The sequence below is a fragment of the Marinimicrobium sp. C6131 genome (assembly GCF_026153455.1).
In the GTDB taxonomy this organism is placed as follows: Bacteria; Pseudomonadota; Gammaproteobacteria; order Pseudomonadales; family Cellvibrionaceae; genus Marinimicrobium.
In genome coordinates this window covers 1984942-2010853 of the sequence record NZ_CP110629.1, presented here as the reverse complement: position 1 = coordinate 2010853, position 25912 = coordinate 1984942, and the positions used below count along the sequence as shown (strand labels likewise).

23 protein-coding genes and 1 other RNA gene are annotated in these 25912 nt (G+C 59.6%); 14 read left to right on the top strand and 10 right to left on the bottom strand.

Going from position 1 to position 25912, the window contains the following annotated elements; all coding sequences use genetic code 11:
* Positions 1-53: 53 nt before the first annotated feature.
* Positions 54-1205, bottom strand: coding sequence for a TonB family protein (locus OOT55_RS08655; RefSeq protein ID WP_265368690.1), 1152 nt, complete (start codon positions 1203-1205; stop codon positions 54-56).
* 309 nt (positions 1206-1514) lie between these two features.
* Between OOT55_RS08655 and OOT55_RS08650 the strand changes: the two genes are divergently transcribed.
* The 3 genes from OOT55_RS08650 to OOT55_RS08640 all read left to right on the top strand — a co-directional run bounded on the left by OOT55_RS08650 (position 1515) and on the right by OOT55_RS08640 (position 3655).
* A complete protein-coding gene (locus OOT55_RS08650) occupies positions 1515-2159 on the top strand; it encodes a cyclic nucleotide-binding domain-containing protein (RefSeq protein WP_265368689.1) in 645 nt (214 codons plus the stop codon).
* Positions 2160-2244: 85 nt separating this feature from the next.
* Positions 2245-2922, top strand: a complete 678-nt coding sequence (locus OOT55_RS08645; RefSeq protein WP_265368688.1) for a flagellar brake protein — start codon at positions 2245-2247, stop codon at positions 2920-2922.
* Positions 2879-3655 (top strand): hypothetical protein, encoded by a 777-nt coding sequence (locus OOT55_RS08640; protein WP_265368687.1) that lies wholly within the window; start codon positions 2879-2881, stop codon positions 3653-3655. The genes OOT55_RS08645 and OOT55_RS08640 overlap by 44 nt, the downstream gene beginning before the upstream one ends.
* Before the next feature lie 61 nt (positions 3656-3716).
* Here OOT55_RS08640 and OOT55_RS08635 read toward each other — a convergent pair whose 3' ends face one another.
* Complete coding sequence (locus tag OOT55_RS08635) at positions 3717-4532, bottom strand: hypothetical protein (protein ID WP_265368686.1); 816 nt, start codon at positions 4530-4532, stop codon at positions 3717-3719.
* A 308-nt stretch (positions 4533-4840) separates the two neighbouring features.
* On the opposite strand from OOT55_RS08635, the gene dinB reads away from it, so the two are divergent.
* A complete protein-coding gene (gene dinB, locus OOT55_RS08630) occupies positions 4841-5899 on the top strand; it encodes a DNA polymerase IV (protein ID WP_265368685.1) in 1059 nt (352 codons plus the stop codon).
* Between the two features lie 199 nt (positions 5900-6098).
* Positions 6099-6524 carry an ExbD/TolR family protein gene (locus tag OOT55_RS08625; RefSeq protein ID WP_265368684.1) on the top strand — a complete coding sequence of 142 codons (426 nt, stop codon included), beginning with the start codon at positions 6099-6101 and terminating at the stop codon, positions 6522-6524.
* 119 nt (positions 6525-6643) lie between these two features.
* Here the strand turns inward: OOT55_RS08625 and OOT55_RS08620 are convergent, their stop codons facing one another.
* From OOT55_RS08620 to OOT55_RS08590, 7 genes are all read right to left on the bottom strand, one after another.
* Positions 6644-7921 carry an aminotransferase class I/II-fold pyridoxal phosphate-dependent enzyme gene (locus tag OOT55_RS08620; protein WP_265368683.1) on the bottom strand — a complete coding sequence of 426 codons (1278 nt, stop codon included), beginning with the start codon at positions 7919-7921 and terminating at the stop codon, positions 6644-6646.
* 103 nt (positions 7922-8024) lie between these two features.
* Positions 8025-9926: a M48 family metallopeptidase gene (locus OOT55_RS08615; protein WP_265368682.1), complete on the bottom strand. Its 1902-nt coding sequence runs from the start codon at positions 9924-9926 to the stop codon at positions 8025-8027.
* A 17-nt stretch (positions 9927-9943) separates the two neighbouring features.
* Positions 9944-10543 (bottom strand): LemA family protein, encoded by a 600-nt coding sequence (locus OOT55_RS08610; RefSeq protein WP_265368681.1) that lies wholly within the window; start codon positions 10541-10543, stop codon positions 9944-9946.
* 57 nt (positions 10544-10600) lie between these two features.
* A complete protein-coding gene (locus OOT55_RS08605; protein WP_265368680.1) occupies positions 10601-11188 on the bottom strand; it encodes a BON domain-containing protein in 588 nt (195 codons plus the stop codon).
* A complete protein-coding gene (locus OOT55_RS08600; RefSeq protein ID WP_265368679.1) occupies positions 11188-11775 on the bottom strand; it encodes an SIS domain-containing protein in 588 nt (195 codons plus the stop codon). Before OOT55_RS08600 ends, OOT55_RS08605 begins: the two co-directional genes overlap by 1 nt.
* Before the next feature lie 27 nt (positions 11776-11802).
* Positions 11803-12183, bottom strand: a complete 381-nt coding sequence (locus OOT55_RS08595; protein ID WP_265368678.1) for a YraN family protein — start codon at positions 12181-12183, stop codon at positions 11803-11805.
* Entirely contained in the window at positions 12155-14077 is a 1923-nt protein-coding gene (locus OOT55_RS08590) for a penicillin-binding protein activator (RefSeq protein WP_265368677.1), read from the bottom strand. The genes OOT55_RS08595 and OOT55_RS08590 overlap by 29 nt, the downstream gene beginning before the upstream one ends.
* 89 nt (positions 14078-14166) lie before the next feature.
* Between OOT55_RS08590 and rsmI the strand changes: the two genes are divergently transcribed.
* The gene (rsmI, locus tag OOT55_RS08585; RefSeq protein ID WP_416141000.1) at positions 14167-15030 is read left to right on the top strand and encodes a 16S rRNA (cytidine(1402)-2'-O)-methyltransferase; all 864 of its coding nucleotides are present in this window, start codon (positions 14167-14169) and stop codon (positions 15028-15030) included.
* Between the two features lie 149 nt (positions 15031-15179).
* Here rsmI and OOT55_RS08580 read toward each other — a convergent pair whose 3' ends face one another.
* On the bottom strand, positions 15180-17576 hold the full coding sequence (locus OOT55_RS08580; protein ID WP_265368675.1) for a TonB-dependent receptor: 2397 nt from the start codon (positions 17574-17576) through the stop codon (positions 15180-15182).
* 152 nt (positions 17577-17728) lie between these two features.
* On the opposite strand from OOT55_RS08580, the gene rnpB reads away from it, so the two are divergent.
* The 8 genes from rnpB (at position 17729) to mraY (ending at position 25908) form a co-directional block, all read left to right on the top strand.
* Positions 17729-18080: RNase P RNA component class A (gene rnpB / locus OOT55_RS08575), an RNA gene on the top strand.
* A 344-nt stretch (positions 18081-18424) separates the two neighbouring features.
* Positions 18425-18865 carry a division/cell wall cluster transcriptional repressor MraZ gene (gene mraZ / locus OOT55_RS08570; protein WP_265368674.1) on the top strand — a complete coding sequence of 147 codons (441 nt, stop codon included), beginning with the start codon at positions 18425-18427 and terminating at the stop codon, positions 18863-18865.
* 66 nt (positions 18866-18931) lie between these two features.
* The gene (gene rsmH, locus OOT55_RS08565; protein ID WP_265368673.1) at positions 18932-19861 is read left to right on the top strand and encodes a 16S rRNA (cytosine(1402)-N(4))-methyltransferase RsmH; all 930 of its coding nucleotides are present in this window, start codon (positions 18932-18934) and stop codon (positions 19859-19861) included.
* Positions 19862-19889: 28 nt separating this feature from the next.
* A complete protein-coding gene (gene ftsL / locus OOT55_RS08560) occupies positions 19890-20195 on the top strand; it encodes a cell division protein FtsL (RefSeq protein ID WP_265368672.1) in 306 nt (101 codons plus the stop codon).
* A complete protein-coding gene (locus OOT55_RS08555) occupies positions 20188-21927 on the top strand; it encodes a peptidoglycan D,D-transpeptidase FtsI family protein (protein WP_265368671.1) in 1740 nt (579 codons plus the stop codon). The genes ftsL and OOT55_RS08555 overlap by 8 nt, the downstream gene beginning before the upstream one ends.
* The gene (locus OOT55_RS08550) at positions 21924-23465 is read left to right on the top strand and encodes a UDP-N-acetylmuramoyl-L-alanyl-D-glutamate--2,6-diaminopimelate ligase (protein WP_265368670.1); all 1542 of its coding nucleotides are present in this window, start codon (positions 21924-21926) and stop codon (positions 23463-23465) included. The genes OOT55_RS08555 and OOT55_RS08550 overlap by 4 nt, the downstream gene beginning before the upstream one ends.
* Positions 23462-24826, top strand: a complete 1365-nt coding sequence (locus tag OOT55_RS08545) for a UDP-N-acetylmuramoyl-tripeptide--D-alanyl-D-alanine ligase (protein ID WP_265368669.1) — start codon at positions 23462-23464, stop codon at positions 24824-24826. Before OOT55_RS08550 ends, OOT55_RS08545 begins: the two co-directional genes overlap by 4 nt.
* A complete protein-coding gene (gene mraY, locus OOT55_RS08540) occupies positions 24826-25908 on the top strand; it encodes a phospho-N-acetylmuramoyl-pentapeptide-transferase (protein WP_265368668.1) in 1083 nt (360 codons plus the stop codon). The genes OOT55_RS08545 and mraY overlap by 1 nt, the downstream gene beginning before the upstream one ends.
* Positions 25909-25912: the final 4 nt, after the last annotated feature.

The window sequence follows — 25912 nt, the reverse complement described above, 5'->3', positions numbered from 1 at the left end:
GCCTGTAGGGGCGCCGTTTTCGTATCGGGGTACAGCCGTTTATTCCGCTAGGGCTATTCAGGGACGACGAAGGTAAAGGGTACCGAGAATTCGTACACCTCTCCGCGAATGGCCTCGGGCACGTCCGGGAACGGGGCGGCTGCCCGAATGGCGCGCTCGGCTTCCCGATTGAGTAGGGAGTACTCCGACTCTTCGAGCATATTCATACTCTGGATATCACCGGTGCGATTGATGACCACCGCCACCCGAATTTCGCCTTCCTGACCGCGCTGAAGGGCGCGTCGTGGATAACTGGTATTTTGCAGAATACTGCGCATCAGGTTGGAGAAGTACAATTGCTGGGCACGCAGCGACTCGGCAGTCAGCCGGGGCTCATCATCTTCCTCCTCTTCTTCTGCGACCACCGCAGGCTCGGGTTCCGGCTCAGGCTCCGGTTCGGGCTGAGGCTCGGGTTCCGGTGCCGGTTCCGGCTCGGGTTCTGGCTCCAGAGACGCTTTGGGCATGTCCAGAGCGGTAACCAGAGGGGCGGTTGCCGTGACCGGCGGTGCACTGGTTTCGGTCTCGGGCGTCGGCGCGGGCTCAGGCTCAGGTTCCGGTTGGTTCCACTGGGCCACTCTTTCGATCCGTGCGGCTGAGGGCTCGATCGCCTCGAAACGCGACTGCAGGTCGCCGGAAATCTCGTTGGGAGACAGCAGGTTGTCCCGAAAGGTCGACGACAGCGGTACATTGCCCACCCAGGCGCGAGCCAGCAGGTTGAAAAAGGTTTCATCCTCAATGACGCCGAGCTCAACTCCATTCAGTCCCACTTCGACGCCGGTGCCGGGGTTGAGCTCAATGGTGACAATGTCATTCTGGCGCAATCGTCCCCGGAACAGGTTGGAAAACGCCACCATATTGTCGGCCTGTTCCGTCAGGGCGCTACCGCTATTGTTAATGGAGACCCCCTCAATCCACATCCGGCTGAAGCGCCGGGAGGGAATGCCATTGTCGGCCGTGATACGCAGCTCCATGCGCTTGGCGCCAGGGCTATTGAGGGCCGTATTGGCACTATCAGTTCTGGATTCAAGATAGAGTGCACCAATGAACATTTCATTGCCCAGTTCCTGATGGGACGCCAGGCCGTTCAGGCTTGACGCCGCCATTGCCGAGGGGGCGAGGTATGAGGCGAACGCGAGCAAGACAGAAATAACTGAGGCTTTGAACATAAGCGAATCCCAATTCACATCATTATTATGTGCGTCCCGTAATTCCGCACTTCGTCGGGCGTCAGCCAGCTATCATACAATAAAATGTCGGCCCGATGGGCAGTGTGGATCGGACGAATTTGGGCGGAAATGAGCGCGGTCTATTCCTTTGTGTCATAACCGTGCAGATTTCTCACCACGGCGCTCGGGCGGTTGTCAGAAGTCGATGGACAAGGCTATGATGCAGAGCAACCCCTGTGGGCGGTGGAGCCGGTCCGGGGGAATAATAAACAAACTACTGACCGCTCCGGGGCTGAGTACTTGGCAACTATGGAAATAAAACCTCTCAACAAATTTCCCCGAGATACCGTTGAACGTTGGTTGCTCACCATTCCTTTTTACAAAACCGTTAAACAGCAGGACAACTGGCAGTTCGAAATTCTGCTGGATCAGGCTCATATCGCCTACTACGAGCCCGGTGAACAGGTTCTGCAGCGGGGAGAGAGGGATCAGTGGTTGTATTTTCTGTTGAGAGGGCAGTTGGACGTTTACCCCAATGAACAGGTGGAGGGCCCGTCCATCAATCAGATCACACCGGGCGAAGTTTTCGGCGATCTGGCCATGTTGATAGGCCATGAACGTACTGCGACGCTCATTGCGTCGCCGGGGTGCCGGCAAGTGGTCGTGCTGGCTTCCGACTTTGGGGAATTCGCCGACCTGGAGTCCAACCGGCCGATTACCCTGGCCACCAAGCTGGCTTACTATCGCAACACGGTACACAGCCTGCGCTGGAAGCTTGAAGTGTACCGGGCCCAGAATCCGCAGCACAGCTTTGCCAATCGCCATCGGCAGATCAAACTGTACACCGGCCCCAAGGATACCCGCGATGAACTCGCAGCCCTGCACGCCCAGGCACAATCGCTGGCGCGCCTGTTGTTGGAATGGAACGGAGAATTTGGGGCGGCGCGTCGTTAGTGGGCTCTCAAATTTGCTATGATGAAGGTTCTGCTGCGCCCGGCTACTGTGTGCCGGGTCCGATTGCTATGTGTTCAGGGCCGCCATGACCTTTGACGATTTGAAACTTCGACCGGGCTATCCGCTTCAAGTCCAGGTGGAAACCAGTACCGGGATGTCCGAGCGCTATCCGTGCCGTTTTGTGGGTGCCATGCCTGGGCGGGCTCTGTTGTTGTCTGTGCCCCGGGTGAATGGTCGTTTTCTGCGGTTGCGTCCGGGGCAGAAGGTCGTGGCCCGGATGATGGTGGCGAACGGCGTCGGGGTTTTCACCTGCTCCGTGGAAAGTCAGGCGACCGATCCTTACCCACTGTTGCACCTGGATTACCCCGAAGAAGTCGGTTTCAAAGGCATTCGGCAGTCCACCCGTGTGGAAATAGACTTGCCGGTTGTCGTGCTTAACCAGAGCAGTCTCGAGGCCTCCGAGGTGGAAGCCCGTGTGGTGGATATCAGTCTGTCGGGCGCACGCCTTGAGCTGGATCGCGTTCTCGGTGACATCGGGGATAAAGTATCGATTACCGCTCAGGTTGAAGTGGCGGGCCTCTATCGCGACCTGCGTCTTGAAGCGGTCATACGCTCGCGGGTTGAGCGCAGCACCCAGGAGCTGAAACAGAACACCCCGGTGGTGTACGGGCTGGAATTCATTGAGGCGGATGAAGATCGCCGCCTGCTGTTGGCCGCCTATGTCTATGCCAAGATTGCCCAGGATCAATTACCCACACCTTAGCGCCCGCCTGGCGGTGTGCCTGTGTCTGAGTGCGGCGGCTCCGGTCCAGTCGGTCGAGCTGGAACAGCTGTGGCTGCCCAAATCCTACCTACGACATCTTCCCCGTCTGTATGATGCTGCGCGCCTGGTGGAGGAATCCCCGGGCTGTGAAGAGCTGCTGGAGGGCACCAGTCATCTAGGGCGGAGCACACTCGAGCATCCGGTCTTTACCCTCAAGTGCCGCAATCCATCGGGCCAGACTTTCAGCCTGATGGTCGACGGTCCCAGCTTGATGAAGGTGGATGACACCCGCCCCGGTGGCCTGGTGTCCTTCGAGCAACTGCGGGAAGAGTATGAGCTGGCTCAGCAGCGTGAGCGGGAACGACAAGAGAAGGCCCGAGAGCTCGCTGCACTGAAAGCGCAAAAGCAACAGACCGAGCGGGAGCGCCAACAGTGGTTGCAGTGGTGGGAGGATGAGTTTGCCCGGCGGGAGGCGTTCTGGAAGGAGTGTGTCGCGGCACTGGAACAGCGAGTGGGCGGCATGCAGGCGCTGGAATGGCTGACCAGCACGCGACCTGAGCCCGAGTTGGGGCAGGAGCCAAACCTGGATAGCCATCCGCCGCTCACCTATGTGATCGACTTCGATGCAGAGAGCTATTATGGCGAAGCGCTGTTTTATCGGGCGCACTGTCGCCAGGATGATCAAGGGGAATTAGAGCTGGATATCAAAGCGCGAAGGGACCAGAAAAATTGATCAGACACAAAAAAGGGTCCCTGAGGACCCTTTTTTGTGGAACCGCCATAAGCGCTAAGGCTTAGGCGCTAGGGGTTGCCTTGGCAGGGCGGCCACGGCGGGCGCCGGCCTTTTTCGCCGCTGCTTTTTTAGCGGTGGTTTTTTTGGCCGCTGCTTTCCGGGTGCCGGTTTTCTTGGTGGCGGCCTTCTTGGCAGTGCTCTTACGCGCAGCGGTTTTCTTGGTCGCTGGCTTCTTGGTTGCCGCTTTTTTCTTGGCGGTGGTCTTTTTGGTGGCGGCTTTCGCTTTAGCCGCGGCCTTTTTGGCTTTCGCTTTGGCCTTGGCGGCTGCTTTCTTGGCCGCTACTTTCTGGCGAGCTGCCAGTTTTTTGGCCGCTGCGCGGGCTCGAACTGCTTCTTTTTTGGCCTTCGCTTTGGCTTTGGCGGCTGCTTTCTTGGCGGCTGCTTTGGCTCGTGCGGCTTCTTTGCGAGCGGCGGCCTGCTGAACCTTCGCCATGGCGGCTTCGGCTTTGGCTACCGCCTTGTCGTGTTCATTGGCCAGCTTGTTGGCGGCTTTGATCTCGGCCAGTGTCTGTTTGGCAGCGGCCAAATCGGCCTTGACCGTGTCGTGGGCTGCTTTTGCGGTGTTCACTGCGGCTTGGGCGGCTTCAGCCTGCTTGGCCGCTGCCGGCGTTTTCTTCTTGCGAGCGGCCGCCAGTTTGGCGCGGGCCGACTTTACCTTGGTCGCCGCTTTGGTGGCTTCCTTGGTCAGTGCTGTTACGGTTTTCTGGGCATCGGTTTCCTGTTGAGTGCGTGCTTTGCTCAGTTGGGCTTTGATCTGAGCGAGCTCTTTTTCCAATTGCGCAACAGCGTCAACGGACTTGGATTTGCGTGCAGCCATGGTTTGCTTCCCTTATTGTTTTGGAAGAAAAAATGAAGGATGAATCAAAAGCAAAATACAAACAGGTGATAAGTTAAAACTTTGTGGTAAAAATTCAAGTTTTTTATTGCGAAATCAGCAAAATAAACCGCTTTTTCGGAAAAAAAGCCGTTTTTCGGCTCGTCGATAACCGGTATTGGGTATAACACGGACAGTTTACGGGGAGTCCGACAAGTTTGCCTGCGCCTCGTCGTTCTGGTGCAGGCGTTATCTTTGAATGTCTTTTCTGTATATAATCACAGGTATGATTCGAGTTCGGAGCACGCTGCGTGCGTAAAATTATTCACTGTGATGCGGACTGTTTTTTTGCCGCGATCGAGATGCGCGACGATCCGAGTCTCCGGCATCGTCCGATTGCGGTGGGAGGCAGTTCGGATCGGCGCGGTGTCATCTCCACCTGTAATTATGAAGCGCGTCGGTATGGTGTTCGTTCGGCGATGGCGTCGGCCTATGCCAAGCGCTTGTGTCCGGATCTTCTGATTGTGCCACACCGGATGGAGGCGTATCGGGAAGCGTCGCTGCAAATGCGCCATGTGTTTTACGATTTTTCCGAGCGAGTGGAACCTTTGTCGCTGGATGAGGCCTATCTGGATGTGACCGATAGCGAGCACTGCCAGGGTAGTGCCACCCGGATTGCCGAGGCGATTCGTCATCGGGTTCGCGAGGCACTCGGCATTACCATCTCCGCCGGGGTCGCGCCCAACAAGTTTTTGGCCAAGGTGGCCAGCGACTGGCGCAAGCCCGACGGGCTGTACGTGGTACCTCCGGAGCAGGTGGCGGAGTTTGTTCGGGCGTTGCCCGTCGAGCGGGTGCCGGGCGTCGGGCGGGCCACGGCACAGCGGTTGGCTCAGATGGGCGTAGCCACCTGTGGCGACCTGCAGGCCTACGACGTGTTTGAGCTCAGCGAGCGCTTCGGCGCCTTTGGTGTGCGTTTGCATCACCTTTGTCATGGACGTGACGATCGGGCGGTGACCGTAAGCCGCCGTCGCAAATCGCTCAGTGTGGAGCACACCTTCGCCCAGGATCTGCCCGATCTTGACCACTGCCTGGGTCAATTGCCGGGGCTGCTGCAATCGCTGGCCCTGCGGCTGCGCAGAGTCGATGGCGACTACCGGGTGGTCAAACGGTTCGTAAAGCTGAAGTTTGAGGACTTCAGCTCTACAACCCTTGAGCGGGCCGGTACGGATGTCAATCTGGCCGCCTACCGAACATTGTGTGAAGAAGCCTTTGTTCGCGGTGATCGGCCGGTCCGGCTGCTTGGGGTGGGAGTGCGTTTTGTGGATTTGCGGGAAGATCAGGCATTTTATCAGCTTGATTTATTCTCTTAGGCGCATTTTGTGCCGTTTTGACCTCTTGAGCCGGGGTCAAAAAGGTCGTTGGCAGGCGTTCAATCGGTCACAGCGACAAGAAAGCGATGGTCATGCAGCGGTAAAAGCTGTTAGTATTCGGGTCTGTTTCTGGGGGGCTCCAGGGCGCCCAGTGATTTCAGACACCCAGTGATTTCAGATAAGAACGGGAGTAAGTGCGGTGAGAAGAAAGAAGAGCCGTAGCGGTGATGATAGTAACGATATCGATTTGACCCCCATGCTGGACGTGGTGTTCATCATGCTGATCTTCTTCATTGTGACGGCGTCGTTCGTCAAGGAGATCGGCCTCGACACCAATGTTCCTGAAGAGAATGACCAGCCGCCACCGGAAGATGCGGATCCCAATATCGTGGTAGATATCCGTCAGGATAACCAGATATGGATGGAAAACCGCCGTGTGGATACCCGGGCAATTCGCTCCAATATCGAGCGGATGCGTGCCGAACTGCCGGACGCCACCGTCATCATTCGCGCTCACGAGCGCTCTGATGCTGAGGTTTACGTGGCGGTAGCGGACGCGGCCCGAGCGGCCAATGCACCGGGTGTCGTTCTGGTACCCATGCCGGAAGAAATGCGCGCCCGTTAAGGCCCCGTTTCTCCGGGCATAAAAAAACCACCGACTTGTCGGTGGTTTTTTTATGCCCGTGTATTGCTTACCGGTGTGTTTGAGGGAACTGGCGTCCACAAAGGGACGCCTTCTCCTGTCTAGCTGGCAAGCTGCTTGCGCACCGAGGCCAATTTGACGCAGACCACAAACACCTTCATCGCCCCTTTGACTTCCTCAACGCTGGGAACGGAGGGCGCAATGCGGATATTGCGATCCTCTGGATCCTGACCGTAGGGGAAGGTGGCGCCCGCCGGTGTCAGTTTGACCCCCGCCTCGGCGGCCAGACGAACCGTGTCCTGGGCGCAGCCGGGACGGGTGTCAAAAGAGACAAAATAACCACCTTTGGGCTCCTGCCAGTCGCCCAGGTCACTGTCCGAAAAGGCCTCGTTCAGCGCATCCAGAACGGCCGCAAAGCGGGGTTTGAGCAGTTCGGCATGACCCTGCATGTGCTTCATCAGAGCGTCCCGATTGGGCAGGAAGCGGCTGTGACGAATCTGGTTGACCTTGTCCGGACCGATGGTGCAGGTCCCCAGAAACTGCTTGAACCCTTTCAGGTTGGCGGGGCTGGCGTTGACGAACGCGACCCCGGCACCGGCATGGGTGATCTTTGAGGTCGACGCAAACTGAATGACCGAGTCCTCGGTACCGTGCTGGGCGCAGGCTTTCATCACACAGGCCAGTTCCGGCGGGTTGTCGACCAGGTCGTGCACAGCGTAGGCGTTGTCCCAGAATACCCGGAAATTCGGGCCGGCGACTTTACCCAGAGCGGCAATACGCTCAACGGTTTCATCGCTGTATACCACGCCGGTCGGGTTGGAGTACTTCGGGACGCACCACATGCCCTTGATGCGCGGATCATCCTTGACCAGAGCTTCTACCTCGTCCATATCCGGACCGGCATCGGTCATGGGAACGGCAATCATCTCAATGCCGAGTTGCTCGCAGACCGTGTGGTGACGGTCGTAGCCGGGCACCGGACAGAGAAACTTCACGTTGCCTTCGTTTTTCCAGGCGCTGTCCGGGCCGGTCAGGCCGAACTGGTGGGCGGTCAGCATGACCTGGAACATCAGGGTCAGGCTGCTGTTGCCACCGACCAGAACATCATCGGGTTCGACGCCCATCAGGTTGGCGCCCAGTTGTTTGGCTTCGGGCAGTCCATCCAGACCACCGTAGTTGCGTGTATCGGTGCCGTCGGCGGCTTTGTAGTCACCTTTGAGAATGCCATCCAGCGCATCGGACAGGCTCAGTTGTTCCGGAGAGGGTTTTCCTCGGGTCAGATCCAGGTTGAGCTTCTGGTTGACGATGCGTTGGTACTCGTCGGCCAGTTCGGTTTCCCACTGGCGCAGTTGTTCCTGTGTCGCTTGATCCAGTTGCAAGGTGTCTACCTCAATGGTTGGTGGGCGAAAGGGGCATTATAACCCTTGGCGGGTGAAGATTTAACCGGGCACTGGTGTTGACCGCGGGCCATGGCTCGATAAGTCAGGGTTCGAGTGGTGGGGTCGGGCAATCCAGGGCGTCGGCGACGGCGCGATAGAGTTCGGCTTCCCGTGGTGTGACCCGCTTATCCTGCAACAGGCATTCGCGCAGTGCTTTGAGTAACCCGGGTTTTTCCAGCGGGCGCAGTTGCCGTAATCGATCCAGCGCCGCGTCGAGTTCGGCAAAGCCGATCTCGTCGGCGGGTAGCAAGGGACTTTTCAGGCCGATGCCCGAGGCGCCAGCCTCGTATGCCTCGGCGGGCCGGGTGCGACCGGCCCATGCGGCGACGGACAGCAGAAGCCGTGCGTCCGTGTGGCAATACGCAAGCTTGAGACGCTGTCGTCGAGGTGTCGGTGACACCAGATGGGTGTGTGCCAGCCGGTAGACAATCCACTCGCTCAGTTGTATCCGTCGGTCGGCCCGCGCCAGACGATCAACCATGGCGAGAAAGTCCCGGCGTTGCTGCAGAGACAATTGATTCAACGACGGCAGTGCCAGCTCAATGGCCGGCAGTCGCAACCCGTCCGGTAATGCGGCGGCTTGAACGATGATCGGGCGCAGGTCGTTCAGTTCGGTTCCCGGCAATTGCTCAGTGAGGGATTGCCATTCCGGATCCCTCAAGCTCGGGTCGGTATTCAGCATCAAGCCCCAGAGAACGCCCCGAGCGCTGAATGGGTCTCGCGCCGCGGCGCGCAGGCGCTCCGGAAGTGCATTCAGAGTCGCCTCTGCCTGCTGGAGCGCCTTCGGGGTGATGTCGTCCGTTTGAGTTCCGGCACTGCCGGCCGCCGCGAGAGTGGCTACCATGGCGTGGGCGGTCTCTCCGGGACTGGTCGATGAGTCGGTATCCGGCCTATCGCTCGAAGACGTATCGCCCGGTTGACTCAGTGGTGTGAAATCCCCCTGCCAGCCCGGCAATACGCGACGGATTCGCTCTTCCAGCGGCGGGTGGGTGGCCATGAGGCCGCTCAACCCGGCCTTGACGCCTTCCTCGAAGTACATATGGCTGAACTCGCTGGCATCGCTGGCCGACAGTCGTGCGCCCTCGGTGTGATGGCCGATTTTGATCAGTGCTCCGCCAATCCCTTCGGGGTTTCGGGTGTATTGAACGGCCGAGGCGTCCGCCAGAAATTCCCGCTGGCGACTGACGGCCGCCTTGATCCAGTTACCAAAGAAGGTGCCGATGGCGCCGAGAATGATCAGTCCAAGACCGATCAACGCGACATTGCCCTGGTTTGAGCGGCGACGGACACCCCGGTGCGCACCACTTCGCGTCAGAATACGGCCGAGCAGGCCGATCAGTAGCAGACCGTTCAGTAGGGCCACCAGCCGCAGGTTCAGGCGCATATCGCCGTGTAATATGTGACTGAATTCGTGGGCGATCACCCCTTGCAGTTCATCCCGGGAAAGCTGTTCCATGGCGCCGCGGGTGACACCGATGACCGCGTCATGGGGACCGTGCCCGGCCGCGAACGCATTGATGCCGGGTTCATTCAATTCGTACACCGGAGGAACCGGTGTGCCGGAGGCGATCGCCATTTCTTCGACAATGTTCAGCAGTTGGCGCCGCGGCAGCTCGGTGCTGTTGCCGGGAATCAGTTGTCCTCCCAGGGCCTCGGCAACCGCCTGCCCGCCGGCGCGCAACTGAAACCATTTAAAGCCACTGCCCGCCAGAACCAGCAGGCCGACCAGGAGGGAGATCCAGGCGAGGGGCCGCCAACCCACCTGCTCGAACAGTTGTCGCCAGTAGCCGCCACCACTTGCCGTCTGCGCAGACGGCAAACCGACGCTGGCCACCACAAACACCAGGGTGGTGAGGGCAATGATTGTCACGACAGCCAGCGTCATTAACGCAACCAGGCGTCGAGTGTTGCGACGGGCCAGCGCCTGGTGTTCAAAAAAGTCCATGCCGGTTCAGTCGACGTTTATTTGAACGAGACTTTCGGGGCGGCCTGAATGGCTTCGCTGTCTTCAAATTCCAGTAACGCGGCATCCTCCCGGTGGCCGAGGTGTCTGGCCAGAATGACGGGTGGGAAGCTCTGTTTATAGGTGTTGTAGGTCATGACCGAATCGTTGAACGCCTGACGGGCGAACGCGACTTTGTTCTCGGTGCTGGTGAGCTCTTCATTGAGTTGCATCATGTTCTGGGAGGCCTTCAGGTCGGGGTAGGCTTCCATCACCATGTTGAGTCGACCGAGGGCGCCCATCAGGGTGTTCTCGGCCCCGCCGAGTTGGGCCATGGCCTGCGGATCACCGGGCGCACTGCGGGCGGCATTCAGGCCGGCCAGAGCCTGGTTACGTGCCTGGGTGACGGCCTCCAGTGTCTCTCGTTCATGGCTGAGATAGGCTTTGGCCGTCTCGACCAGGTTGGGAATCAGGTCATAGCGGCGTTTGAGCTGGACTTCAATCTGGGCAAAAGCATTCTGAAATCGGTTTTTCAGTGCTACCAGACGGTTGTAAACACTGACCAGGTAGAACACCAGTGCACCGATCAGTACCAGAACGACGATGGTTGAAATGTCCATAAAGCGGGTCCTTTTACAGTGGGTTGTTATTATTCAGGGGCCGGAGGAGTCGGCGCCTCAGTCGATGTATTCAAACACGCGTACGACCCGTTCCACGCCGCCGGTATTGCGGACGATATCCGTGATTCTATCGGCTTCGGCCCGCGATACAAGACCCATCAGGTAGACACTGGCGTTTTCGGTAATGACTTTGATGCGACCGCCTTCCACATCACGACTGGCATACAGTTTGGTTTTGACCTTGGTGGTCAGCCAGTTGTCATTGGTTCGGGTCATGAAGGATAGGGGGGCATCGACTTCCAGTTCATTGTGTACCTGCCGGACGCTGTGGATGGCGTCCACGGTCTGGCCTGCCAGACTGCGCAGTTCGGCGGTGGGCACCTGACCCACCAGCAATACCACGGCGTTGTAGCTGTGCACATCAATGGGCGATTCGTCCAGGCGCTTATGCGCCTTGTTGATGTTGACGCTGGCGATGGTCTCGATCTGGGAGTCGTCAATGCGCATGCCCAGCGAGCGTTTTCCGGGGTTCAGTTGTATGGGTTCACTGGTGGTGGCATCGACGATAGTGGTGCAACCGCCCAGCATCGACAGCAGTCCGGCAAACAGAACCGGTGGCAACCATGAACAACGCAGACGAGCCATCAGTGAAATCCTCCGAACAGGTGCTGATCAATCAAATCACACAAACAGAAAATTGTCAGCAGGTGCACTTCGTGAATCCGAATGGCCGAGGGGAGGGCGGCGCGCAGTTCGATATCCCGGTGATCGAGCAGAGCCGCGGCGTCGCCGCCTTCGCCCCCCGTCAGCGCAATCACCCGGATGTTTCGATCGTGGGCGGCACTGATGGCCTGCAGCAGGCTGCCGGCATTACCGGTACTGGTGATCAGAACCAACACATCCCCGTCCTGCCCGAGGGCTCTCAAGGGTTTGGCGTAGATGTCATTACCGCCGCCGTCGGCGGCAATGGCGGTCTGGGTGATCATATCGGCGCCCAGGTTCAGCGCCGGCAGACTCGGGCGCTCCTGTTCGAAGCGGTGCACCAGACTGCTGGTGAGGATCTGTGCCTGGGCGGCGGAGACGCCATTGCCGCAGGTGAGGATCTTGTGGCCATTGAGCAGTGCCTCGACCATGACTTCACTGGCATGAACAATCTGTGGGGCGAGGCTTTCACCGGTCTGCATGGTGGCCTCAATACTTTCGTGAAACAGGGTGATGACCCGTTGCTCCATAGGATGTCCCGTTTTCGAGTGACGGGCTCAAAAAGCGCCGAAGGCGTCTTTGAGCCAGGTTATTGGGGCGCCGGCGGTGCGGCGCGGATCGAAAGCCACCACATCGAAGCGACAGGCGACCCGATCAGTCAGTCCGGTGCGTTGCAGATAGTGCTGCGCGGCGCGAACCAGCTTTTGCTGTTTGCGAAAGTCCACTGTTTCGGCGGCCGAGGCGAAGCCATTGTGGCGGCGCAAGCGGACCTCGACGAATACCAGGGCGTTGCCATCGACCATGATCAGGTCAATCTCGCCGACCTTGCAGCGGTAGTTGCGGTCGCGGAGCGTCATTCCCTGTGCCATCAGATAGCGTTCGGCCTCCTGTTCGGCGGCTCTTCCGGCGTCAGCGCTCGCCGGGCGGTTGTAAGTCATCACGCAGTTCCTCCTGAAGCGCGTTGTCACGGGGTCTGGCAGCGGTCATGGGGCGGGCCTCTCCCCCCTGAAATTGGGCCCAGACCAGCTCCCGTTCAATTCGCCCGCCGGCGCGCATGCGCAGGGCGCCAGTGGCACCGTAGAGGCGGGCGTTCTCAATTTGATCCAATTGGGGCAGGCGAGGGTACAGCCGGTAGGCGTCCACACCCAGCGCATGCAGACGGCTGTAGATGGCTGCCTCCCGGCTGTGTTCGGCCAGCGTGGCCTTTTCCTCGAACTCACCATTGAGCAGCCAGGGCAGAGTGTTGAAGCGCACCCCGTTCAGGTCCCGATTGCTTTTGGTGTCCCGTTCGCCGGTGTAGATATGACTGGTCGCGTACACCGGCAGGTCTCCCGCGTAGTGAAATGCCAGGGTGGGCCGTATCTGCCGGCCCTGCTCGGGGTCGGCCATCAGGAAAATCATATCCAGATCCTTGCGGCGGCGTGGCTCGAATTCCAGGGAACTGCCAAGCAGCCGGGTCAATGCCTGACGGCGGGCCTGACTCTGATCAATCAGGAGTGCCTGCTGAATGATTCGGGAGTAATCGCCGCCGCTGGAGAATTGGCTATCGATCGACACTTCTCCACCCAGTGCCCGCCACTCCCGGGTAAACGCCTGAGCGCTGCGGGCGCTCCAGTTGCGGTCCGGGGCCAGGATCATGGCGTTGCGATGGCCCTCCTGGTAGGCGCGGCGGGCAATCTGACGCGCTTCGTCCTCCGAGGCGAGGCCGAACTGGTAAAGGCCCTCAGGCGCTTCCGGCCGCTCTTCATCCAGGGCGCTGTCGACGTAGTTGAGTGTGAGCACGGGAATGGGCAGCAAGTCCTGTTCGTGCAATTGCCGAACCTTGTCTTTGTCCAGCGGACCGATGACCAGGTCCGCCCCTTCCGCCATGGCCTGCTCATACAGCGCGAGAATATCGTCGCTGGCACTGGTGTTGTATTGACGTATTTGAGGGCGCTGGCTCTGTTCGTGTCCGGCCCGATAATAGGCGCTGAGGAATCCGTCGCGAACCGCGTCGGCAGCCCTGGCCAGGGTGCCCTCTTCGGGCAGCAGCAGTGCGATCTGCCGGGGCTGCTGTTCAATCAGTCGGCGCAAGAGCTGCAGGTCGTTGGGCAGGTTGTTGCTGGCGGGGTGGTCGGGCCAGGCGCTTTGCCACTGGTCAACCTGGGCTTGTTGTCGCTCCAGGTTGGTCTGATTGTCCTTGCTGATCGCAGCCAGTTCCAACCAGCCGCGCAGTTGGGACTGCTGTCTTTCCTCTCCGGCGGCCTGTTCCAGCTCATCCAGGGACAGGGACATCAGGCTCTGCCAGAGTTGTTCCCGGTTCTCGGCGCCCGCCGGTTCCTCAGGGCCGAGAGAGTCCATGATAATCCGCTCGTTGACACTGGCAATGGTGTCACCGGTCCGCTGATACAGGTGGGCACGCAGCTCGCGCAATGCGAGTTCACGCTCCGGCGGCATGGTCTGCCACTGTTGTTCCAGACGGGGGTTGGTTAGAATGCGTTCGGCCAGATAGTAGGAGCCCTCATTCAGCGCCACTGAGCCGAGTAGCTCGGCGTGCAGTAAAAAGCCGCGGGTATCCAGTTGACGGCTGTCGATAGAGGTCAGCAGATTGCGGGCCCAGTCGTACTCTTCCTGATCGACGAGCAGGCTGGCTGCTTCGAGCAGATAGCCTTCGCGCTCGGGTGATTGGCTTTCACGGGCCTGATCCACCAGTGTTTTGACCCGGGCTTCAATCGCTTCCCGGGAGAGCGGGTCGTCTTCCGCCGGGGTTTCCATTGGAGGTGTGCTGCTGCAACTGGCCAGAAGCCAGATCGAAAGCGCGAGCAGGGTGCACAGGTATCCCCGGTATTGCATGATGATGTTCTCCACTAGTACAGCTTACGACGTGAGTGCAACCAGACGATAAGGCACGATTTATGACCCCCAACACGACATCAGCTCCGCTGGCATCCGGTGGCCGTTCGAGTACCGCCACCGCCGGTGTTCTGTATGTTGTCGCCACGCCGATTGGCAATTTGGCCGATATGGTACCCCGTGCGGTGGAAATTCTACAATCAGTGGCGTTGATTGCGGCTGAGGATACCCGTCACAGTGCGCGACTCCTGTCACATTTTTCCATATCCACCCCCTGTGTGGCCTATCACGACCACACTGAAATCGAGCGCACCGCCAAAATCCTGGATCGGGTGGAAGCCGGGGAATCGGTGGCGCTGATCTCCGATGCCGGCACGCCACTGGTGTCAGATCCGGGCTATCGGTTGGTTCGAACCGCACGCGAACGGGGGCTGACCGTGGTGCCGGTACCTGGCGCCTGTGCGCTGGTCGCGGCTCTGAGCGCGTCTGGCCTTCCCTCAGATCGCTTTTCCTTTGAAGGGTTCCCGCCGGCCAAGGCGAGCGCCCGACGGCAATGGCTTGAGGCCTTATCGGGCGAGTCGCGCACCTTGATCTTCTACGAAGCGCCGCACCGGGTGCTGGCGAGTCTGGACACCATGGCTGAGGTGTTTGGCGGTGACCGTGAGGCCGTGATTGCCCGTGAGTTGACCAAAACCTTTGAAACCATTCGGCTGGCGCCGCTGGCAGAGTTGGTGGAATTTGTTCGGGCGGACAGCAATCAGCAGCGGGGAGAGATTGTTCTCATGGTGGCGGGTGCCTCAACCCGTTTGGAAAGTGCGCTGGATGCCGAGGCGGAGCGGGTGATGGGCATTCTGCTTGAGGAGTTACCGGTCAAGCAGGCGGCCGCGTTGGGGGCGAAGATTACCGGGGTGAAAAAAAACGCCCTGTATCAGTGGGCGCTTGAACATAAGTAGTTTGGGGGAAGTGGTCGGGTTTGGTTACGGCGGATGCGCTTCGCTCCGATACGTCGGACCGATCCGCCCTACGGCCGAGCGCAGCGGTATAAACCTGCGTAGGGCGGATAAGGCCAAAGGCCGCATCCGCCGTTACCTCACCTGATGAATCAAAACCGCAAGGTCCCCTGCAGCGCGACACTCCGCGGCCGCTCATAAAAGGCGTAGTAACCGCTACCGGTACCGCCGGTCAGCACGGTTGCCACGGGCAGGCCGTTGGCGTAGCTGACAATGGCTTCATCGGTCAGGTTCTTGCCAATCAGCGCCACCTCCCAACGGTCGTCCTGGCCAATCAGCGCCACCCGCGCGTTCACTTTTACATAGCTGTCCTGAACCATGCGCGGGTCCAGGGTCGGAGTCGCCAGATACTCGTCACTGTAAATCAGATCCAGCGTGCTGCTGAGGGTCAGCCCCTGACGCAGTGCCAAGGTGTGATTGGCGCTGAGGTTGCCTTGAAGCTCCGGTGTGAACTCCCGGGTTTTGCCGCTGGCGTCACACTGGGTCTGTCCGGGTGCCTGACCGAAATAGCATTGGGCGGTGGGGAAGTTGTCATACTCGAAATCCAGCCAGGCCAAACCACCTGAAATCATCAGGTCGTTGGTGGCCATCCAGCGACCGTCCAGTTCCAGCCCCTGAATGGCGGCTTCGGCGGCGTTGGTCACGTTGAAGCTGAATGCGCCGTCAAACTGACTGGTCTGCAGATCCTGGAAATCGGTGTAGAACAGGGCGGCGTTCAGCTCCGCCCGGCCGTCAGCCAGATTGAACTTGCCGCCGATCTCATAGTTCTTGACCTCTTCATCCTCGAACTCGAAGACCCCGGTAATCGGAACCGGGGAGCCCGATGAGGCATTGACGGCGTTGTTCACGGTGGGGTCAGGGTGGGCGTTGGAGCGCACATCAAACCCGCCGGATTTGAAGCCGGTGGTGTAGCTGGCGTAGACCATGTCCGTGCCGTTGAGGTCGTATTGCAGCGTGACCGAGGGCGTGAATCCGGATTCCGACCGCTTCCGCGCCAGCGTGTCGTAAGGCTCGATATTGAACAGGCCGTACAGACCGTTGTAGGGGTCCTGAGGGGTGCCGACGGGACGCTCCACAGTGGCGCCGCTGTCCGGATCGGTCACGGTGTGGTATTGGCGCCGGCTCGCGGTTTTTTCTTCATCGGTGTATCGCCCGCCAAGAGTCAGGCGCAAGTCGCTGGTGAACTCCCAGGTGCCCTGGAAAAACACGGCGGCAATGTCGCTATCCTGCTGGAAGTCCCGCTGTGAGGCGGTTCCGCGCAACAGCAGCGCGCCTTCGCCCACCTGCTGCTGCAGGGCGACGGGCAGCAGGCTGTCCGAGGGGACCCGAATCTCATCGTCGAACTCCAGATCGCTGCTCTGGTAGAACAGGCCGCCCATGTAGCTGAACGGACCGGATTCCGGCGACGCAATGCGGATTTCCTGACTGATCTGACTGTAGTCCTCTTTCGACAGAATGTTGAACATGGGAACGCCCACAAAGTCGCAGTCGCACAGTTCTTCATAGTCGTAGGCGGTGTACCCGGTCACAGCGGTCAGGCTGTGTTCACCCAGCTCGGTTTCCACCTCCAGCATGGCATTGCGGGTGTTGTTGTAGCTGAAGTCGCCGTTGGACTGGCGATTGAAGTCCTGGGTGGTATCCAGGGTGTAGGCACCGCCGGTCAGTTGGCTCAGCACCGCCGAGTAAGGTACCGTCGGACGACCGGGAATCTCGATCTCAGCCGGGTTGACCACTTCGAGGTTGCGCCCCTCCTGGTCGAACGAGCCATCCTCCAGCTTCAGCGTGATATCCCACTGGCTGTTGGGTTGCCAGAGCAGGGTACCGCGCACCACCTGATCTTCCTCCCGGGTCTCATCCTGCCCGGTTGTGGTGTTGTGGAAATGACCATCGATACTGCGATCCAGCACCGCCAGTCGACCGCTGAGCTGATCGGTCATGGGGCCCGAGATGACCGCGCGCAGGTCCTGTTCACTGTGCTCGGGCTCGTACAGACCGGTGACCTTGGCGAAGAACTCGTCGGTGGGGCGTGCGGTGGTGATGCTGATGGCGCCTGCGGTACTGTTTTTGCCGAACAGGATGCTCTGTGGACCGCGCAGAACTTCGACCCGCTCAATATCCAGAAAGGGCGCTCGACTGAGCTGGGCCCGGCCAAAGTGAACCCCGTCGACAAATTGCGCTGCGGACTGTTCAAAGCCCTGGTTGACGCCCGAACTGATGCCGCGGATCGATATCGTGGTGCCGATGCCGGTCTGGGTCATGTTCAGGCTGGGGATATAGTCGGCCATACGTTCGATACCGGTGATCCCGGTGTCGTCGATTTTCTCGCCCGCCATGGCGTTGACCGAAATGGGGACGTCCAGAAGGCTTTGTTCGCGCTTTTGCGCGGTAACCAGAATTTCCTCCAGGGCCGGCGTGCTCTGAGCCTGGGCCGTGACGCTGAGACTGGCGGCAATGGCCAGTGAGAGTGTGGTGAGTTTGTGTGTGTTCACAGACGTCTCCTTTCCTTTTTTTTGTGGTTGTCATTATCTTAGATCATAATCGGACGAATCACGAAATCGTCAATGAATAATAAAGGGCTTCGGCCTTTGTGTCGAAAATGTGAGCTTGCGCACATTCGCCAAGGTCGCTACTCTATGCCCTCGGAGTCGGCTCGGCAGTCGCTCCGGTGCTTGCACCGGGGAGGAAAGTCCGGGCTCCATAGGGCAGAGCGCCAGGTAACGCCTGGGGGGCGAGAGCCCACGGAAAGTGCAGCAGAAAGTATACCGCCTAAGCGACTTCGGTCGCCGGTAAGGGTGAAATGGTGCGGTAAGAGCGCACCGCGCGGCTGGCAACAGTCCGCGGCGATGGTAAACCCCGCTCGGAGCAAGACCAAATAGGAACCCGATGGTGCGGCCCGCACCGGGTTCGGGTAGGTCGCTTGAGGTGCGTGGCGACACGCATCCCAGATGAATGACTGTCCTCGACAGAACCCGGCTTACAGGCCGACTCCGCCTTATTCTGTTTTAGAGCGCTTCCTTCTATTCCCCGTCTTTTTTAATCCTAAAAATTCGCAAACTTAATGTAACACTTTAAGTTTGTTCTCTATTGCGCTGATAGTTATAGCTTATTCGCTTTCAGTGGTTTTTGGCGCATCTCTCATTCCTGTCTATATCTACAGTTTTCTCTGCAGATCCCGTGCGGTTCGCCGCATTTTCCTTCTCTATTGCTTGACTTTGCTTTGCCCGGATTTATAGTGTGCCATAAGTGGTAGAAAGTGGTTATTAGTGGTTTTTTGTGGAAATCCGGGTGGCGAAGTGGTGAAAAGTGCCCACGCCTCCCATCAATTGACAGGTGAATCGTGCTCACAGGCAGTCACTCCATCAATATGGACGCGAAGGGTCGCATGGCGATCCCGACTCGCATTCGCGAGTCCTTTGTCGCGTCCTGCGAGGGCCGCCTGGTGCTGACTGCTCATACCCAGCAACGCTGCCTGCTGGTGTATTCAGAGCCGGATTGGCTGGAGCGGTTACCCAAAATTCAGCAACTGCCGGATACCAATGATGCGGCCAGCCGGATCAAGCGCCTGTGGATCGGTTACGCCACTCCATTGGAAATGGACGGCAATGGACGGATTCTTGTGCCACCGACATTGCGCAGCTACGCCCGGCTCGACAAGAAACTGATGCTGGTCGGGCTGGGCGACAAGATGGAGCTCTGGAGCGAAGACAGCTGGCTGGAGTTGTTGGAACAGCCCGTGGACACCGACCTGTCTCCGGAACTGCAATCGCTGACACTGTAACCGGATTTCAAGCGGCTCTGCCCGAGCCGAAGTGGCACACAAACGCGGCATAACAAAAGGTAGCCCATGAGCGATTCGCCCCACCAGACGGTACTGTTGAATGAAGCGGTTGACGCCCTGGTTCAGGATGTCGATGGCTTCTATGTCGACGGTACCTTCGGGCGGGGTGGGCACAGTGCCCGGATATTGGAACGACTGTCGGAAAAGGGGCGGCTGCTGGGTATTGATAAGGATGCCGATGCCATTGCCGTGGCGCACGAGCGTTTTGCCAACGAGCCCCGATTCGAGATCGCGCAAGGGTCGTTCGCGGCGCTCGCGGAACTGATTGAGGCGAGAGGCATGACCGGGAGGGTTCAGGGTTTATTGCTGGACCTGGGGGTGTCGTCGCCGCAGTTGGATGAGGCCGAGCGGGGTTTCAGCTTTTTAAATGATGGTCCACTGGATATGCGCATGGACCGGAGCTCTGGACAGAGTGCGGCGGAATGGTTGGCGACTGCCTCTGAAACGGAAATTGCCCGGGTCCTGAAAGAGTACGGTGAAGAGCGTTTTGCCAAACGTATGGCGCGAGCGCTGGTCAACGCCCGGGCGGAGCAACCGATTACCCGGACAGCGCAGTTGGCCGAAATTGTCAAAGCGGCGAATCCGGCCTGGGAGAAAGGTAAGCACCCGGCGACCCGGGCGTTTCAGGGAATCCGGATTCACGTGAACAACGAGCTGTCGGATCTCGAAGCCATTCTTTCCCAGGCATTGACTGTTCTGGCGCCGGGAGGGCGGCTGGTGGTAATCAGTTTCCACTCGCTTGAAGACCGGTTGGTGAAGCGGTTTATTCGCCGGCAGGAAAAGGGCCAACCCCTGCCCGCGGGGCTGCCGGTGCGCGATGAACAACTCGACCGCACCCTCAAGAGCGTGGGCAAGACGGTTCGGGCCAGTGACCTTGAAGTGGGCGCCAACGTGCGTTCGCGCAGCGCCATTATGCGCGTTGCAGAAAAACTGTAATCGATCAGATGACGAGGCGATTTTGACCATGACCCACAGCGCGCTCAATGCACCACACTCCCGCCGGGGTATAACCCCGGCGGTCGTTGTGCTGTGGGCGTTGGTGTTGTTGTCGGCGCTGGCGGTCATCGCTTCCACCCACCACACGCGTCAGCGGGTCGACCGCCTGGAGACGCTGCGCCGGGAAGCGGCGGAGCTTCAGGTGGTGTGGGGACAGTATATGTTGGAGCAGAGCACCTGGGCCGCCTATGGCCGGGTGGAGCAGATCGCCAGGGATGAACTGGATATGCGGTTGCCGGATGATGACGACATCGTGATGGTGATTCATGAGTAGGGGACAGACCCTGACAATCGCCCGCTGGCGGGTCTGGCTGGTGGCCTTGGCGGTGCTGCTGCTGGGCTCGGCACTGCTCTGGCGCCTGGCCAGTCTGCAGGTGCTGCCGGATACGGCTCAGGGGTACGAGTTTTTGCAGGGGCAGGGGCAGGCCCGTACCTTGCGCACCGAACCCATCAGTGCCTACCGCGGAGTGATCACCGATCGCAACGGAGAGCCACTGGCCGTCAGTACCCCGGTCGAAACACTCTGGGCGGACCCGACGCTCCTGTTGCAGTCGCCCGAACGGTGGAGTGAGTTGGCGCGGGCGTTGGAACTGTCGGAGGCCGAGCTGGAAGCTCGGCTCTCTCGTTATAGCGGTAAGGAGTTCATGTATCTGCGCCGGCATCTGCCGCCCCAGGCCGCCGAGGCGGTTCTGAAGTTGGAAATTCCCGGTGTTTACAGCCAGCGTGAGTATCGCCGGTACTACCCGGCGGGTGAAGTGGCCGCTCATCTGGTGGGCTTTACCGATATTGATGACCGGGGCCAGGAGGGCATGGAGCTGGCCTACGATGCCTGGTTGTCCGGTGAAAATGGTGCCAAGCAGGTGCTCAAAGACTTGCGTGGGCGCACCGTGAAAGAGCTTCAGTTGGTGAAGTCGGCCCGGCCCGGTCGCAACCTCGCACTCAGCATTGATCTGCGCCTGCAGTATCTGGCCCATCGGGAACTGAAGGCGGCTGTTCAGAAAAATAACGCCAAGGGTGGATCGTTGGTGATTATGGACGTGCAGACCGGCGAAGTCCTGGCGATGACCAATCAGCCGGCCTACAACCCGAATGACCGGTCCGGCCTCCGGTCCGAGGCGCTGCGCAACCGCGCGCTCACGGACCTGTTTGAGCCCGGCTCTACCATGAAGCCATTGGCGGTGATGGCCGCTCTGGAGACCGGCCGGTTCAAACCCGGTTCCGTCATCGATACGGCGCCCGGCTATGTTCAGGTGGGCCGCAAAACCCTGCTGGATCCAGTGAATTACGGCGTACTGGATCTCTCGGGCGTGATTGCAAAGTCCAGTCAGGTGGGCATGACCAAGCTGGCTCTGGAGCTAGAACCGGCCACGGTGCGCAACATGTACCAGCGTCTGGGACTCGGTCAGGGCGTGGGCACCGGATTTCCGGGCGAGTCGGTAGGCACACTGCCCACATACGAGCGCTGGCGACCCATCCAGCGGGCAACCTATGCCTTTGGTTACGGTCTGAATCTTACCGCTATGCAGTTGGTGAATGCTTACAGCACGGTGGCCAGTGGCGGAATCAAACGGACCCCTTCTCTGCTGCGGGTAGATGAGGTACCTGATGGTGAGCGGGTTGTGGACGAAGCGCTGGCCCGGCAGGTAACGGCCATGTTGCGCCGGGCGGTGAGCACCGAGGGTACCGCCCGTCTGGCCGAAATCCAGGCCTACCCGGTGGCGGGTAAAACCGGCACCGTGCACAAAGTCGGCGAGGGTGGTTACGTCGAGAATCGCTACATAGCGTCGTTTGTCGGTATGGCGCCAGCGGACAATCCGCGCATTGTCGCGGCCGTGATCATTGATGAGCCTTCCGATGAGCGCTATTTCGGTGGCCAGGTGGCCGCCCCGGTTTTTTCCAGCGTGGCCGAAGGCGCGCTGCGTCTTCTGCAGGTACCGCCCAGAGTGGATGAGGCCAAAGGCATTATGGTTCAGGACGCCAACAAGCGCGGGGAGCCCTGGTCATGACTCGTCGCTACTCCATTAACCTCGCGGACCTGGCGCCGGCACTGAAGCTTGATCCGGCGTTGCTACCGGATATTCACGGTCTGACGCTGGACAGTCGCCAGGTTCAGCCCGGTGACGCGTTTGTGGCGCTCAAGGGCGCGGTTCACGACGGGCGTGATTACATCAATGACGCTGTGGCAAATGGCGCAGTGGCGGTTCTGGTGGATGTGGATGCGCCATCGGAGGTGCAGACCGTGCCGGTCGTGGCATTGCCCAATCTGGCCAGCCAATTGAGTGAGTTGGCGAACCGGCTGTATCAATCCCCGAGTGAGGCGATCAAGGTGTTCGGCGTGACCGGAACCAACGGCAAAACCACCTGCTCGCTGCTGCTGGCGCAACTGGCGGCGATTCACTGGGGAACCGCCGGGGTGATCGGAACGCTGGGATATGGACTGTTGGAAACCGGCGAACCCTCGTCCGGGCAGATTGCGCGGCTGCAGCACACCGGTTTGACCACCCCGGACGCCCTGAGTGTGCAGAAAACCTTGCGCTCGCTGGTGGATCAGGGCGCACAGACGGTGGCAATGGAGGTCTCGTCCCACAGCCTGGTTCAAGGGCGCGTGGCGGCCGTGACGATGAGGGCGGCGTTGTTCACCAACCTGAGTCACGACCATCTGGATTTCCACGGAGACCTGGTCAGTTATGGCGCTGCCAAGGCTCGCTTGCTGGAGCAGCCCGGCCTGAAAGTGGCGGTCATCAATCGGGATGATGCCTGGGCTTCCAGTCTGGCCAATCAGGTGCCGGACGGTGTTCAGGTGGTGAGTTATGCCCTGGACAACGCGGAAGCCGATGTCTATGTCACCGATCGGGTCGAACAGCGCGCGGGTATCAGTGCGCTGATCAATACCCCCTGGGGACAGGGGGAGCTCCACAGCCCTCTGTTGGGTGAGTTCAATCTGAGCAACCTTCTGGGAGTGATTGCAACACTCTGCTCTGCCGGTATGGCGTTGGACGATATTCTGGCCGCCGTGCCCGGACTGGTGCCGGCGCCGGGAAGAATGGAGCCGATCGTACTGGATGAGCAGCGGCAGGATGTGCAGGTGGTCGTCGATTACGCCCACACCCCGGATGCCCTTGAGAATACCCTTAAAGCCTTGAGTCATCACAATACCGGTCGGCTCTGGTGTGTGTTTGGTTGTGGCGGAGATCGGGATCGTGCCAAGCGCCCGAAAATGGGACGCCTCGCCGAGCGGTACAGCGATTACGTCGTGGTGACCAATGACAATCCCCGCTCGGAGGACCCCGCTCAGATTGCGGCGGATATCCTGCGCGGGATGAACAATGACCATCAGTGTCTGGTAATAGCGGATCGCGCCCAGGCCATTGACCTGGCCATTCAACAGGCCCGAGCCGGCGATACCGTGTTGGTGGCGGGTAAGGGCCATGAGGATTATCAGATATTTGCTCGGGAAACCCTGGCGTTCAGTGATTTCGAACAGGTACGTAAATCGCTGCAGCGTCGCCTGGACAAATTACCGCCCGGGGAGGTGGCGCCATGATCGGTGTAATGTCGTTGACGGAGCTGGTCCGTCGCTTCGGGGGCGAACTGGTAAAGGGTGACGTTGAGTTCAATCGGTTGAGTACCGATACCCGCACGGTGCAGGCCGGCGATCTGTTTCTCGCGCTGCGGGGTGACCGGTTTGATGCCCACGATTTTGTACAGACAGCGGTGGATCGGGGTGCCTGTGGTGTGGTGGTGGAGCGGTCCATGCCGGATCTGGCGGTGCCTCAGTGGGTTGTGCCGGACACGCTGACGGCCCTGGGCCAGGTGGCGCTGCTCAACCGTGAACGGTTTCGTGGCCCACTGGTTGCGATCACCGGCAGCAGCGGAAAAACCACCGTCAGAACCATGCTCGCCGGCATTCTGGTACGCGCCGGCGGCGTTCTGGCCACGCGGGGCAACCTGAACAATCACATTGGTGTGCCGTTGACGCTGCTTGAGCTGGATGAGCATCACGAGTACGCCGTGATAGAAATGGGCGCGAGCGGTCCGGGCGAAATCGCCTCCTATTGCCAGTGGGCGAAACCGGATGTGGCACTGATCAATAACGTCATGCCGGCGCATATTGAAGGTTTTGGTTCGGTCGAAGGCGTGGCCCGCGCCAAGGGAGAGATTTATACCGCTCTGGGTGAGAACGGCATTGCCGTGATCAACCGCGACGATGCGTTTGCCCCTTACTGGTTGTCCAGTCTGGGGGGGCGACGGGTGATCAGTGTGTCACTGGATCAGCAGGAGGCTGATTGCCACGCTCGTGATATTGAGTACCGCCCGGATAGCGTGCTGTTCACGCTGATCACCCGTCATGAAGAAGCGCGGGTGCAACTGGCGGTACCGGGTGAACACAGCGTCAGAAACGCGCTGGCCGCCGCCGGCTGTGCCCTGGCTCTGGGCTTGAGCGCACAGGCCATCGCCCGCGGACTGGAGAGCTTTGAGCCGGTGGCCGGCCGTATGTCCGCCCGTCGCGGCTGGGCGAACGCGCTGATCATTGATGACAGTTACAACGCCAATCCCGGCTCAGTGCGGGCCGCGATCGAGGTGCTCGCCGCGCACCAGGGCAAACGCATACTGGTGCTGGGTGATATGGGAGAGCTCGGTGAACACAGTGCCGAGCTGCATCGTGACGTGGGTATTCGGGCTCGTGAGCGTGGCCTGGACCGTTTGGTGACGCTGGGGCCTCTGAGCGCCCGGGCGGCCGACGCTTTTGGTGAAGGCGCCAGCGCTTACCGCACTCACGATGAGGTGATTGAAGCCCTGAAGGGTGAGTTGGACGAAAACACCCGAGTGTTAATCAAAGGTTCTCGCAGCGCCGGCATGGATCGGGTTGTGCGCGGTTTGAGCAAAATCGGAGACCAAGACTGATGCTACTGTGGCTCGCAGAATACTTACAAGAATACCTGCGCGGCATGGCCGTGTTTCAGTACCTGACGCTGCGCGCCATTCTCGGAGTGCTGACCGCCTTGGTGATTTCGCTGTTGCTGGGTCCCTGGATGATCCGCCGCCTCAATTATCTGCAGATCGGTCAGGCGGTACGCAGCGACGGTCCTCAGACGCACTTGAGCAAATCCGGTACCCCCACCATGGGCGGTACGCTGATTCTGGCGGCTATCTTCATCAGTACCCTGCTCTGGACGGACTTGAGCAATCGTTATGTCTGGGTGGTTCTGGTGGTGACGGGGATTTTTGGCGCTGTGGGCTGGGTCGATGACTATCGCAAAGTGGTCCAGTCCAACTCGCGGGGTCTGCCGGCGCGCTGGAAATATTTCTGGCAGTCCGTGGCTGGTGTCGGTGCGGCGTTGTTTCTGTACTCCACCGCTGTCACCCCGGCGGAAACCCAGTTGTTCGTACCGTTTTTCAAAAACGTGGCTCTGGACATGGGACTGTTTTATCTGGTGATCACCTACTTTGTGATTGTCGGTTCGAGCAACGCGGTGAATCTCACCGATGGTCTGGATGGTTTGGCCATCATGCCTTCGGTCATGGTGGGCTCGGCACTGGGCATCATCGCCTATCTGTCCGGGCATGTGGAGTTTGCCAATTATCTGCACATTGCGCATATCCCCGGGGCCGGTGAGCTGGTGATTTTCTGTGGTGCACTGGCGGGTGCCGGACTGGGCTTTCTGTGGTTCAACACCTATCCCGCCCAGGTTTTCATGGGGGATGTCGGAGCACTTGCCCTCGGCGCGGCGTTGGGTGTGATAGCCGTGATTGTGCGCCACGAAATTGTGCTGTTCATCATGGGCGGCATTTTTGTGATGGAGACGGTGTCGGTCATTCTGCAGGTGGCGTCGTTCAAACTGACCGGACGGCGGATTTTCCGGATGGCGCCGCTGCACCATCACTATGAATTGAAAGGTTGGCCGGAGCCGCGCGTGATCGTGCGCTTCTGGATCATTACCGTCATGCTGGTCTCTTTCGGACTGGCGACATTGAAACTGCGTTAATGGA

Coding starts and splice junctions, on each gene's coding strand:
- OOT55_RS08655 (WP_265368690.1), bottom strand. CDS start 1,205: ATGTTCAAAGCCTCAGTTATTTCTGTCTTGCTCGCGTTCGCCTCATAC.
- OOT55_RS08650 (WP_265368689.1), top strand. CDS start 1,515: ATGGAAATAAAACCTCTCAACAAATTTCCCCGAGATACCGTTGAACGT.
- OOT55_RS08645 (WP_265368688.1), top strand. CDS start 2,245: ATGACCTTTGACGATTTGAAACTTCGACCGGGCTATCCGCTTCAAGTC.
- OOT55_RS08640 (WP_265368687.1), top strand. CDS start 2,879: ATGTCTATGCCAAGATTGCCCAGGATCAATTACCCACACCTTAGCGCC.
- OOT55_RS08635 (WP_265368686.1), bottom strand. CDS start 4,532: ATGGCTGCACGCAAATCCAAGTCCGTTGACGCTGTTGCGCAATTGGAA.
- OOT55_RS08615 (WP_265368682.1), bottom strand. CDS start 9,926: ATGGACTTTTTTGAACACCAGGCGCTGGCCCGTCGCAACACTCGACGC.
- OOT55_RS08610 (WP_265368681.1), bottom strand. CDS start 10,543: ATGGACATTTCAACCATCGTCGTTCTGGTACTGATCGGTGCACTGGTG.
- OOT55_RS08605 (WP_265368680.1), bottom strand. CDS start 11,188: ATGGCTCGTCTGCGTTGTTCATGGTTGCCACCGGTTCTGTTTGCCGGA.
- OOT55_RS08600 (WP_265368679.1), bottom strand. CDS start 11,775: ATGGAGCAACGGGTCATCACCCTGTTTCACGAAAGTATTGAGGCCACC.
- OOT55_RS08595 (WP_265368678.1), bottom strand. CDS start 12,183: ATGACTTACAACCGCCCGGCGAGCGCTGACGCCGGAAGAGCCGCCGAA.
- OOT55_RS08590 (WP_265368677.1), bottom strand. CDS start 14,077: ATGCAATACCGGGGATACCTGTGCACCCTGCTCGCGCTTTCGATCTGG.
- rsmH (WP_265368673.1), top strand. CDS start 18,932: ATGAGCGATTCGCCCCACCAGACGGTACTGTTGAATGAAGCGGTTGAC.
- ftsL (WP_265368672.1), top strand. CDS start 19,890: ATGACCCACAGCGCGCTCAATGCACCACACTCCCGCCGGGGTATAACC.
- OOT55_RS08555 (WP_265368671.1), top strand. CDS start 20,188: ATGAGTAGGGGACAGACCCTGACAATCGCCCGCTGGCGGGTCTGGCTG.
- OOT55_RS08550 (WP_265368670.1), top strand. CDS start 21,924: ATGACTCGTCGCTACTCCATTAACCTCGCGGACCTGGCGCCGGCACTG.
- OOT55_RS08545 (WP_265368669.1), top strand. CDS start 23,462: ATGATCGGTGTAATGTCGTTGACGGAGCTGGTCCGTCGCTTCGGGGGC.
- mraY (WP_265368668.1), top strand. CDS start 24,826: ATGCTACTGTGGCTCGCAGAATACTTACAAGAATACCTGCGCGGCATG.